The 12,357-nt window shown below is 53.8% G+C and carries 9 protein-coding genes and 1 tRNA gene; 7 read left to right on the top strand and 3 right to left on the bottom strand.

What is annotated here, in order from left to right:
• The first annotated feature begins 306 nt into the window (after nt 1-306).
• From HY010_15445 to HY010_15435, 3 genes are all read left to right on the top strand, one after another.
• Nucleotides 307-741 (top strand): hypothetical protein, encoded by a 435-nt coding sequence (locus HY010_15445; GenBank protein ID MBI3477126.1) that lies wholly within the window; start codon nt 307-309, stop codon nt 739-741.
• A gap of 965 nt (nt 742-1,706) precedes the next feature.
• On the top strand, nt 1,707-2,810 hold the full coding sequence (locus tag HY010_15440) for a tyrosine-type recombinase/integrase (GenBank protein ID MBI3477125.1): 1,104 nt from the start codon (nt 1,707-1,709) through the stop codon (nt 2,808-2,810).
• Nucleotides 2,811-2,831: 21 nt separating this feature from the next.
• A tRNA-Ser gene (locus HY010_15435) sits at nt 2,832-2,925 on the top strand.
• A 45-nt stretch (nt 2,926-2,970) separates the two neighbouring features.
• Here HY010_15435 and HY010_15430 read toward each other — a convergent pair.
• The 3 genes from HY010_15430 to HY010_15420 all read right to left on the bottom strand — a co-directional run bounded on the left by HY010_15430 (nt 2,971) and on the right by HY010_15420 (nt 4,860).
• Nucleotides 2,971-3,711, bottom strand: coding sequence for a site-specific integrase (locus tag HY010_15430; protein ID MBI3477124.1), 741 nt, complete (start codon nt 3,709-3,711; stop codon nt 2,971-2,973).
• 383 nt (nt 3,712-4,094) lie between these two features.
• Complete coding sequence (locus HY010_15425; GenBank protein MBI3477123.1) at nt 4,095-4,325, bottom strand: helix-turn-helix domain-containing protein; 231 nt, start codon at nt 4,323-4,325, stop codon at nt 4,095-4,097.
• Nucleotides 4,326-4,485: 160 nt separating this feature from the next.
• Nucleotides 4,486-4,860, bottom strand: a complete 375-nt coding sequence (locus tag HY010_15420; GenBank protein MBI3477122.1) for a hypothetical protein — start codon at nt 4,858-4,860, stop codon at nt 4,486-4,488.
• A 123-nt stretch (nt 4,861-4,983) separates the two neighbouring features.
• Here HY010_15420 and HY010_15415 point away from each other — a divergent pair, with 123 nt between their 5' ends.
• From HY010_15415 to HY010_15400, 4 genes are all read left to right on the top strand, one after another.
• Nucleotides 4,984-5,379, top strand: a complete 396-nt coding sequence (locus HY010_15415) for a helix-turn-helix transcriptional regulator (GenBank protein MBI3477121.1) — start codon at nt 4,984-4,986, stop codon at nt 5,377-5,379.
• Between the two features lie 4 nt (nt 5,380-5,383).
• A complete protein-coding gene (locus HY010_15410) occupies nt 5,384-5,995 on the top strand; it encodes a hypothetical protein (protein ID MBI3477120.1) in 612 nt (203 codons plus the stop codon).
• Between the two features lie 432 nt (nt 5,996-6,427).
• The gene (locus tag HY010_15405) at nt 6,428-7,234 is read left to right on the top strand and encodes a hypothetical protein (GenBank protein MBI3477119.1); all 807 of its coding nucleotides are present in this window, start codon (nt 6,428-6,430) and stop codon (nt 7,232-7,234) included.
• Nucleotides 7,235-8,484: 1,250 nt separating this feature from the next.
• On the top strand, nt 8,485-11,985 hold the full coding sequence (locus HY010_15400) for an RHS repeat-associated core domain-containing protein (protein MBI3477118.1): 3,501 nt from the start codon (nt 8,485-8,487) through the stop codon (nt 11,983-11,985).
• Nucleotides 11,986-12,357 lie beyond the last annotated feature (372 nt).

Genomic DNA, 12,357 nt, shown 5'->3' with positions numbered 1-12,357 from the left:
CCAACCGCGACTCCTTGGGGAAGAGCGTACACGGCAAAGATGCCTGCTGCCACAGGCCGTTCGTGATGCCAACTTAACTGGTAGCCTCGTCGATTCTTGTCGTCCGTTCCTATACGGATAGTGAGGCGACCGCCGCTATGGGCAATCTCTTTGAATTCGTCAGTCACTCAATTGACCAGAACATATTGGCGCGTACCCACGTCAGGAATTGTGAAGGTCATCAGTAAGTGTTGTTAAGTGACCGCCACAGTCTTTCGGCATTTGTTCGCCGCTGTGTTATCATAACAAGCTGAGGAGTGTTTGTATATGCGTAATAGGAATGAGGATGAAGAAGGTACTTGGCCGCGCGATTTTTACACTGGACCGGGCGGAGGCTTGTATACAGGTCCGGGCGGTGGAATGTACACCGGTCCCGGTGGTGGAGCGTACTCAGGTCCGGGCGGTGGAATGTATAGCGGACCCGGAGGCGGTATGTACACGGGTCCGGGCGGAGGTCTTTACACTGGGCCCGGTGGAGGACTCTACACTGGGCCTGGAGGCGGTATGTACACAGGACCAGGTGGAGGACTGTATACGGGACCGGGCGGTGGGCTCTACACGGGACCGGGAGGCGGTCGCTATACAGGTCCGAGCAGCACTCCCTATCGCAGCAATCAACCTCCCAGAGAAGCTTTGCTCAACTATCTGGCGGAACGAGGAATGACCAATCTTCTGGCGCTTTGTAGACAACTGGGTTTTTAGGCGGCTCTAAGTCACCACCGTCCTTTGCTTCGACCTTGACAATCTTTGTCATTGACGTGAGTAAGTTCGTGTGACAATCTGTAACTGGTCACTGAGCTTCCTACGGGAGCCTATACCGCTCAAGCCAGAACGCAGTTCTCCAGAGTCTGGCGCTGCTCGTCCCGATTCAACTGGTCATAGCGGACTACCTGCTACGCCAAAAACCCCAAAAAACTAGGCCGTATTGCGCCCGCTCGCGCTCCGAATCCATCGTCGCGACGGCGCTCTAAAGGAGGATTCAATTGCCAATCTGTCCCTTTTGTGAAGAACGTCCGTCTGACATGCCTAACTTTTCTTGTAACGAATGCGCTGTGGATGAGGAGTTAGATCGTCTCCTCTATAGAGCCGCTAGCCGCGCTCGTTCGTTCAACATCACTGATGAACGAATCGTTGAGCTGTTCGAAGCCGCCGTGGATGTTGTATACGCTTTCCCGCCTTTTCCAGAACGGGTAGCGGACGCGGACCGGATTCGCAAGCAACAGTTCGCCAACTAACCCCACCAAGCGCCTCGACTTCGCGCTGGGGCGCTTCTATTCCTTCAAGGACGAGGAGGCAACATGGAAGATCGTGCGTGGAACTACGCGTGGCGTCTCTTGGCGAAGTACGGCCTAGACGTGGCCGGTTGGGTTGTTGCGATTCAGCCGATACCGAGCGAACCGGGTACAAAAATTTTGGGCCAGTGTGAATACGATGTGCAGGCCATTCTTCTCGATGAGGAGCTTATTGAGCGGGCACCTTGGTCGTTAATCCGTGACGTGATACGCCACGAGATTGCGCACGCTCTCGGCTCACCCGGTCACGGCCCGCATTGGCAGCGTAGAGCGCGGAAGATAGGAGTGCGCAAAGAAAATATCGCTCGGTATAGACGATTTTGACCTCTCAACGATCCGCGCTATGATCTCCCGGCTGTTTACTAAGGAGTACACATGGGTCAGAACGGAACTCTCACAAAGGATCACGGCGCGTGGTACCTCCGCTACTACGAAGGGAAAAAGCGCAAGAAGATTTGGCTGGGTCGTCTAGAGGACTTCCCTACCCTGCGGCTGATTCGCCCAAGGGCTGAGGAAGAACGCGCCCGCCTGCGGCTCGCCGTCGATGCAGACCGTTTGGGCATGACGCTCGCGAACTACATTGAGCATCACTACCTTCCCGAAGTGGAGCCGCGCCTTCGCCCATCCACCTATGCCGGGTATAAGGGGCTGTTCGAGCGATACCTAAAAGAACGCGCTGGAATCCGGCTGTGGGTGATCCGTCCGTATCACATTCAGCAGTTGCTCAACGAGATTGCAGCAGATCGCAAACGAACACTCCGGCGCACCACGTACTCGCACCTCAAAGCCTTCCTCAGCGTGATCTTCAACCACGCTCGCAATTACGGCTTCTATACGGAGGCGAACCCAGTGACCGGGGTATTCCTTCCCGCCCGCGCTCTGGCTTCGCGGGAAACCGGCGTCTACACACTGGAGGAGATTGAGCAAATCCTTCCTCTCCTCACCCTGGAACACCGGGCAGCGGTCGCTATCGCCGGGTACGCTGGGCTCAGGCTCGCGGAGATTCAAGGGCTGACGTGGGACTGTTACGCGGACGACGCGCTTACGGTCGAAGAGACGGAGTGGCGCGGTTATCGTTCTCCGCCGAAGTCCAAGGCATCCGGCAGCTTCGTTCCGGTCATTCCCGCGCTCCGCGATATACTGAATGAGTATCGCCGCTCCGCTCCCGTCTCTGGGCGTCTGTTCTCCGAGTCTCTAGAGAATGCCGGACGCGGGCCTATCAAGGCCGCAATGAAGACGGTCGGTTTGACGTGGCGCGGGTGGCATTCGTTCCGGCGCGGACTCGCCTCGAATTTGTTTGAGTTGGAAGTGAGTGATAAAGTGGTACAGCGAATCCTCCGGCACAGCCGGGTTTCGATTACGAGGGATAGATACGTGAAGGTGCGTGACCCGAAAGTCGAAGCCGCAATGCAAACGCTGGAGCGGGCCGTGAATAGGCCCGCGAATGCAGGCCGCGAGGAGTCGAGCAGTTCCGCGTAAGTCCCACGTTTTAAAAAGGTCGGAGAGGTGGCAGAGTGGCCGAATGCGGCGGTTTGCTAAACCGTTGTACGGGCTAACACCTGTACCGAGGGTTCGAATCCCTCCCTCTCCGCCATAGTTTCAAGGATTTACGCGAACTGCAATCCGCACCTGCAATCCGTTAGTTGGAACTTTGTGGTGCGAGTGCCAAGCCAACTACCTTGGAGTGAGCCTGAGACATCTCATCCGTGACCACATCTCCGTAAAGATTCATGGTCGTGCGAATGTCGCTATGTCGCATCAGCTTCTGCTGCACGGCGATTGATGTTCCCACGGCATCGAGCCACGAACGATAGCTGTGGCGCAGGGTGTGAGTTGGCAGTTTACCGATCCCGGCTTTGTCGCCTGCCTTGTGAAAGACCCTTAAAATCCAAGGGTAGGACCAGGGCAAGCGTCCAAGCTGAACCGGAGATGCAAAGAGCCAATCTCCCTCGGCGCAGAACTGTGAAAGTTGTTTCCACGCTTTCAGCCTTGCCAATAGTTCGGGATCAATGCTCATCTGTTTCTGCGAGTAGACTGTTTTCACGTCATCGACATGTTGCCGGACAATTGCCCGTTCAATTCGCAACTTGCCGTTCAACCAGTCCACGTCACTCCACCTCAGAGCCAGACATTCGCTAATTCGCAAACCGAAACACACCGAAAGCAGCGCAACTGTGCGGAAGGGTTCCTCAAGATGCTTCACAAACTTTCGGAACTCATCCACAGTGAGATTACGCGGTTGGCGTGTACGCTTGGTCGCCCCTTTGACTACGACAAGATCAATGGGATTTCGCGAAATTTCCAGTGCTCCGCTCCACATGGCAAACTCCATGAGCAGGTGCAACATGCCCCGCACATGAGACTTGCTTTTGGGCGACAAATCCAACTCTCGCAACCACAGTTCGACTGCTCGTGGTTGTATAGCGCGAATCGACTCGTCACCCCATTTAGGCAAGATGTGATTACGCAACCAGGAACGATACATCCGCGCCGTGGAATGGCGCGAAGGCAATCGATCCTGCTCGTAACGCTCTGCCAGTGCTCTCACCGTGGTTCCTTCCACTTTGCTTGAGCTAGCCAGTGGCTCGAAAGCCTCAGCCTGGATGGACTGAGCGGAGTGCCAAGCAGCACCCTTGGTTGGAAACTCTTTCAGGGTGCCAATCTGCTTGGACCGCCTTTGGCCGTCCTCCCACCATAAGTAATTCCACGTTTTGCGTCTTTTGTCGAAAACTACACTTCCCGTTTTGTGCCGTGCTGCCCTTTTCATTGCTCCGTCCTTTCCGCAGGGCGCACGGATGGCGTCTGGCAGAGTAGCACGGGAGATCCCAGAAGGGCAGCGTCCAAGTCTCGCTGACGGAAGCGCCACACGTGGCGTTTTATGCCGGACAGTGCAAACGCTTTCACTCTGCCTTGCCGGACCCAGAGCAAGAGTGTGCGAACCTTGACTTTGAGATATAGAGCGGCCTCGGCAGCCGTGAACCATTCGGTAGTCAAACCTGCATCGACTTGTGACGGCGTTGTGGTCATGAGTTCGGCGGCAACGTGGGATTCAGTGGTGACTGCGGCTTCTCTGGCATTCTGCCCAACTCATATCCGGCATAGACCAGCAGCGTAGCAATCGCGATGAAGCCCAGCACTCCAAGCATTGTGATCTTCATTTTTTCTCTTTTTCCCAACCAGCAACGCCCTTGCATCCGCGTTCCGGGCAGCGATATCCCTCAAACTTGCCGTCCACCCAGCTGGTTTTAAGCTGGTCGGGGACAATCCAAAAGTCCTTCTTGCAGTCCGGGCACTTTCGAAGATACCGAGCCTGCAAATCGTTCAGCCTCTTCCAGATGTTGCGCTGTTCTGCATCTGCGACCAGGTGGTTGAAGGTCTGCATTCCAGCCTTGCTGCGAATAAACAATTGGACGCCGCAAGGATCACAGATAACGTACGGCTTCTTTTTCTTGGTCTGGCGCACGTCGAGGCCCTTGGCGCAGAGGGGACAAGGAAACAGCGCCGGTTGTGGAGTCAAGGTGAGAGGCAAGTGAGCACTCCAGTTGTTAACACAATCTAACAACAGTATTGATTGTGCAATACGCTCACCGGCCTGTCAACACCACAACGAATACTCTTGCAATTGTTAATATCGTGCTATGATGGATGAGCTATGGAAACCTTCGGAAGCTACATGCGCCGATTGCGGAAATCGAGGGGTTTGACCTTAAAACAGGTCGAAACCCAGGCCAAAGTCTCGAATGCCTATATTTCTCAGATCGAGCGGGGACTGCGCAGACCGCCGCACCCTGACATTTTGAAACGGCTGGCGAAGTCCTACGATGTGGAGCATCGTGAGCTTTTGATTGCAGCCGGGTACCTGGAAGAGGATTCGGCGGAAACCGCCAAGAGAAGGCAGATCGAGGAAGCATACGAACACGTCAGGACTGACCCCACCTTTAAACAGGGTACTCGGCTAAAGGGAACGCACGTCAGTCTGGAAACGAAGCGCTTTATTGTGGAAATGTACGAGAAGTTAACGCGACGAAGCCTGCTGAAAGGGGCCTGAAATCGTGCAATTACTCACAGATGGAAGTGAGAAAAAACCACTCTTGGGTTTTTGTCTGACCGTAATTTCCGAACATGGCGAGAACTGGCCACCCGCAGAAGAAGTCTTGGCACGACAGTTTGTAAACTGGCTGGGCTTAAGTTCCTTTCTCACAAAAGACGCCATGAAGGAATTGTGCCGCTCCAAAGGCGTGAATCTATCCTTTGTATCCCTTCCAAAAGATGTTCGCGGCGTTAATTGCACATTTCAAGATAAGAGGGAAATTGTCATAAGCGAAACTGCGATGGCTCCATTTTCTGACCTGCACACTCTCTTACATGAATTTCGGGAGATGATCGAACACGAGTTTGGTGAACTTGGACAGCCAACTATCGGTCCGAAGGACTTGGAAGAGCACGCCGAGCATTTTGCGATGTCCTGCCGAATGAAAGCAGCTGAACGTGAATTACCCGCTTTTATTAAAATGGCCAGAAGTGTGGAAAGGAAATGGCCTCGCTATATTGCTTATTCCCTTATAGCTGTTTTCGGTGTCGCTTATTTTTTTGATTGTATTTTTCTGCCTCAGATGGAAAACATCGCCGCCGAAATCGACCGCCAACGTTACGTACGTACGTAACGTTAGTATCCGCGTATCCTTCACGCGGGAAATCGACTGTCCTTTAACCAAAGACTGCTAGACCGATGGCGGTGTCTGAACACTATCGGCTGTTGGTGAATGGTGTGTAAAGAACTGACCGTGTCTGGTTTCGTACTTGACACTTCCCTGATGTAGCGCGTAGTTTGGCGAGTCTACCCAACAAACAAATCCCGCCCTGAGGGGGCGCGGGAGGCGTGACTTGCTGAGGGTAGAGAACTTCCGAATGCCGTCACAGCTAGTGGCGGAATGGAACAAGATGACAAAGCCACCGGCTGGAATTTGCTCCCTCGCGCTTTCTGAAGGTCATCTTGACCGCCCGATTGTTCTGGGCACCCTCGCTGGCAAGTCCTCTGATAAGACCCATCAGGTCACCATGCCTCAAGCGAGCACGCTGATGGAAAGGAACCAGACATGACGAATTTAGCTATTACAGATTCGAGGAAAACCAATTATATGGCGGTATCTGCCATCGCCGTGATCGTTGTCATCATCGGACTGGCCATACCAGCGCTTGCCGCAACTCCTCAGCGTGACAATGCGGCTATCAAGACTTTGCAGAGTGCCGTCGCTGCTTCTGGCGGCGCTGATGCTTTGGCGGCTATTCAGGACTGCGTTGTGACCGGGTCAATACTAAACAGCGATGGCACGAATAGATCATTTACCTGGACGACCGCAGCGAGCGAATTTCGAATAGAGGTAGCCACGGCGGATGGAGGGACCAATGTTTTCCTTAGTGGGCATGGCTCACCCGCCTGGATTTTTAAGAGAAAGACCTCCTCTCTAAATCCCTACATGGCGAGGGCGAATCTCCCTTTTTACCTGCCGCCGTATGTGCTGCTACAAGAACTGAACAATCCTGTATATACGCTTAAATACATTGGCGTTGTCTCCCTGAATGGCGCAAAGGTTGTTCAGGTTCATATCAGCGACGATTCGGACCCGATGGGAACGCTCGTGACGCCGCAGGAATGGTATTTCGATCCGGTCTCGTTTCTGCCGGTGCGAGTCCAGGTTCGTGAGCCAGCCAATGAGAACGCAGCCAGTTACGAAACTGCAACCTATGACATGTCGCAATTCGTTGTAGTCAACAGTGTGATGATCCCACAGACGATTTCCTACTTTAACGACTCGTCAAGTGAGGTTATTAGCATCGGTGCGGTCACTTTCAATTCAGGTGTCTCCCCGAATACTTTCGATCCGCAGGGAGGATCGCGATGACTTGGCGAACCGCCTTCTATCTCGGGATAATTTTTGTTAGTGTCCTTATTTTAAATGTCAAATCAGTAGCACAAGACCCCGACGACATTCAACTGGGAATCAAAGCCTATGGAAGCTATCGTGGCGGTGAGATTGATTCCGTGAGCATGACAAACGGGAATCTGATTGTAGACGTTCCGCTGGGTTCTTACCCGCAGCGCGGGAACCTAAAGCTAGGATTTAAGCTCATCTATAACAGAAGGCCATTTAAGCAAAAAAACATTTGCAACATGAACGGCTGTACCATGTTCATGGTCCCGGACACATCATTTCCTTTCTTCAATGGTGCAGGGGGGCTAATGCCACTCCCCGAGCGAGCGTTTGCAATTAAGTCCGCACCAGTTAACGACAATTTCGGAAATCTTAAGTTCACGAGCTACTCCGTGGCCACCCCCGATGGGGCCAGCCATCAACTGGCAGCACTAACCTCAACGAACTATGAAACCGTGGATGGAACCGCGATACAAGCCTACATTCCCACGAGCGGAAGCCCGGTCGTCACAGATGCGGACGGGAACAGAGTATCGGAAGACGCCAACGGAAATCAGCTCAGTGTGACGGATACGGTCGGTAGGTCCATAGCCAGTCCGCCATCCTCGTCATTAGGATCCAGTGGGCCAGGCAATTGTCCAAGCGGCCCGCTCCCGGTCAATTTATCTGCTCAATGGGTGATACCCGGGCCAAATGGTGGATCGCAGACGTTTTGGTTCTGTTGGGCGCAGGTCACTGAGATTTTCTCCTACAACATAACCCAAGGAACACAGCAGACTCGGAATGCGAACTACCTCCAGAGTGTAGTACTGCCGAACGGCACTGCCTGGATATTTCAATATAGCAACGACGGAAATGCTGATCTTACTCAGATTACATTTCCTACTGGAGGCACGATCTCTTATGCGTGGCGCGACGGAGCCGGTTGTTCAACTTCGCTAATCGACCCCCGTGCAGTAGCTTCGCGGACAGTAAACGCCAACGATGGAACCGGAAACCATACTTGGACGTATTCCGCTAGTTCCAATCCCACTGTCACCGACCCCCTTGGGAATAACACTGTTTATACGAATACCCTTTTGTCCAATTGTTCCCTCTACACGACAAAAGTCCAGTACTACCAAGGCGCTGTCCTAGCCGCGAACCTGCTCAAGACTGTTTCAACAACATACGCCAGTACCCTTGGTCCATTTGGTGGCCCGGGAGGACCTGCAATCTACATGAACATATTGCCAACCCAAACGACTACTACCTGGGCAAATGGCAAGACCAGCCAAGTAACCATGAGCTACGATTCTGGGTTCACCTTTCCAAACCCCACAGGGAGCGGGGCAGGCTACACCGGGCTCTACGGCAAAGTCATAACGCAAAAAGAATACGACTACGGCACTAGCTCTGGCGTGCCGGGGCCTCTGCTACGCCAAACGAACACCAGCTACGTCTGGCAAAGCCCCAATCCGCACTTTTCCAACTATCTCAGCAACAACATGCTGAATCTGGTTTACTCAAGCCAGATCACGGACGGGACGAGTCAAAAGGCGTTCACCCAATACGGGTACGACGAAACGGCCACGATTGCCTCGGGAATGAGTGCCGCTCAGAATCTCGATACCGCACCTTGGACAGGTCTCTATCGTGGAAATCGGACCTCCGTGAATCGCTGGCGGAATCTGCCGTCGGTGCAAACCCTGACCAGTACCACGACGTACTACGACACTGGAATGCCGTCTGTCGCCAAAGACCCTTTGCTCAATCCAACGACCTACCAATATTCGAGCACGTTCCAAGGCGCGTATGCGACTCAGATCAAAAACGCGTTAAACCAGAGCAGCTATCCCAACTACGACTACAACACGGGGTTGTTAATCTCGACCACCGACCCGAACGGTCAAATCACCACGAACAGCTACGACGTAGTTTCTCGTCTGACGAACGTCAGCCGCCCGGCGGGCGGCGGGCAAACGTCGTTCTGCTACACCGACCTTGGCGGTTCCACGTGTAGTCAAGGCAGCGCACCGTATCAAGTCGTGATTACAAAGGCGATCACGAGCACGGTCAACGAGACCGCTACTGCCATCGTGGACGGCATGGGAAGGCTGGCGCATACCCAGCTAAATTCCGATCCCGAGGGCGTCGTCTATGCCGACGATACCTACGATGCAGCGGGAAACAAGTCCACTACCACGAATCCGTATCGCACGACATCCGACACGACATACGGAATTACCACCAACGCCTATGATGCCCTGCACCGCGGGACGCAGGTCACCCAGGCAGATGGCTCGCTTCTTAAGACGGCGTATTGTGGAAATTCGACCCTGGTTACCGATGAAGCAGGCCACTGGCGACGTAGCATCGTTGACGGATTAGGCCGTTTGATTGAAGTGGACGAGCCCAATTCGACGACGGCAACCGTTAACGCTAACGGCTGTCCTGGAACCAGTGAACCAATCTGGGTCACGACATACGGTTACGACACGCTGGGCAACCTCATAGGCGTCCTTCAAGCCGGTTCCCGCGCACGCAGCTTTTCGTATGATTCACTATCGCGCATCCTCACTGCCGACAATCCAGAATCCGGCCATCTGGCGTATACCTACGACGCCGACGGGGATGTGACCACCAAGACAACCCCGTTGCAGAACCAGACCAATCCGGCTACCACCACAGCGATTAGCTATTGCTATGACTCGCTGAATCGGCTGACGGCCAAGGGATATGGAGTGCAGGCATGTACCGCAGGCACTATGTCCACTCCCGTCGCGACCTACACCTATGACGGGAGCGGCTGTCTGGGGCAGGCCTCGTGCTACAACATTGGGCATCGCACCGGGATGACGGACCCGGCGGGTTCGGAGTCTTGGGCATACGATCAAGTGGGACGAACCGTTGTCCAGTCACGTACGACCGCCACGAAAACCAAGACTACGAATTACACCTACAATCTCGATAGCTCAGTAGCCACTCTGACCTATCCCAGCGGGCGCATCATCACGTACACGCCCGATACTGCCGGACGCCTGAGCAACGCCAAGGACAACACTACGAGCGTCTACTACGCAACGGGCACCTGTGCCAACGGCATCCTAGGGAATGGGGCCTGCTACGCGCCGCAAGGGGCAACGGCGCTCCTCCAGAACGGGACATCGCTGGTGTCTACTCATATCTACAACAAGCGGCTCCAGCCCTGCTGGATGTATTCAACCACTGGAACAGCCCTGGCTACCAGTCGTCTATGCACAGATACGGCGACCACCGCCAACATGCTGGACCTGAAATACAACTTCAACCTTGGAACGGACAACGGGAATCCTGTCAGCATCGCGAACAATCGCGTTTCAGGCCGCGGCCAGACGTTCGCCTACGATCAGTTGAATCGCGTCTCGACCGCTCAAACCACGGGGAGTCACGCCAGCGATCCCACCCTTTGCTGGGGGCAGGCATTCGGCTACGATTCCACTGGCAACTGGAGCAACCTACTCTCGATTGCCGGGTCGTCGTCGGCCTACACTGGATGCACGCAGGGGAGTCTCAGCGTCAGCGTGACCACGAAGAACCAGATTTCCACCGACACCTACGACGCTGCCGGGAACCTGATGACCATACCGGGCACGGGCGGGGCTACCTATGTATTCAACACCGAAAACCAGATGACCTCGACCTCGAATTCGAGTACCCAGTACATCTATGATGGCGACGGCAATCGAGTGGAAAAGTCTGGCAGCAAGATTTACTGGTATGCAGGCAGCGAAGTTTTGGACGAAACCGATCTGACGGGAAGCGTCACAAATGGCAGTTTCAATGAATACGTGTTCTTTGGCGGAAATCGCATCGCCCGGCGTGATTCGTCGAACAATGTGTTTTACTATCTGGCGGACCAACTGGGCACCTCACGAGCGATCGTTCAGGGAGGGCAGACGGTGTTCTGCTACGACGCTGATTTCGAACCTTTTGGCGGGGAACACGCCTACACAAATACCTGTGCCCAGAACTACAAGTTCACGGGTAAAGAACGGGATTCCGAATCTGGCCTAGACTACCTCGGTGCGCGGTACTACGGGTCAGGTATGGCTCGGTTCAATTCTGCCGATCCGAAGAGCATCACGAAACAAAGAGTCCGTGATCCTCAGCAGTGGAACATGTACTCGTACACCAGGAACAATCCCCTCGCATTTGTCGACCCGGACGGGCGTGAGGTTCGTACACCCCTACAGGGACAGCAGTACGATCAGCTCGTAAAGATGATCGCTAAAGAATATATGAAGGAGTCGTTCCGAAAGGACTTCAACAAACTGTCTGACAGCAAGACCGTTCACGAAATAGGCAATAAGGACCTTCGATCGAAGGATAGCCAGGTCCCCGGAACACCAATTTGGCACACTGTGCTCGGCACGAATGATCCTAAGATCGAAACCAACAAGGACGGGAAGGCTGATCTGAAGAAGAACACAATCAGCTTTGACCTAACGCGATTGGGTGGAGACTATAAGGATGACCAATCGGCCGTTACCCGCCATGAGATCCACCACGGAGTTCAAATAGAAGACTCGCCGGAAGACGCCAAGCAATATCAACACGGGGACAAAGCGGTTCAGGACAGAATGGAGAATGATGCCGCCAGCGTCGAGAACTCCGGCAAAGAACCCAACTCGATGACAGAGGAAGACGCTGAAAAAGAAGTACAGGAAAAATTGATTCAAGACAACCCAAGCCCAAAATAGGACTGTGCGATGAAACGGACAATGCTGTTGGTGATGATCAGCCAGATCGGCTCTCTTATGTTGCCCATGAGCCATTTGTACGGACAAACAAAAGAGTCGGGTGTACTACCTGTACCTCAACCCAAATCGTGGTCAATTAATACAAGAACGTGCCCCTTGAAGCTGACGACCTATGGAAATGGTTTCGACTTGAGAAATACTTCCGAAAGACGAATTGCTGGATACCGACTCGCGTGTGCGCTCCGTGCGAAGGGCGCGTTTAGCATCCGACACCTGTTTCCTGCAGTGGCGATTCAAATTGATTCTGGGAGCACAATTACATCGGGTACTCTTGACAGCATAGTGGACGAAAAACTGGAGTGCGTGCAGAAG

It is taken from the genome of Acidobacteriota bacterium (assembly GCA_016196065.1).
Taxonomy (GTDB): Bacteria; Acidobacteriota; Terriglobia; order Terriglobales; family Acidobacteriaceae; genus Acidiflorens.
Note: the sequence above shows the minus strand (reverse complement) of the source record. Positions and strands in the feature narration are given on the sequence as shown.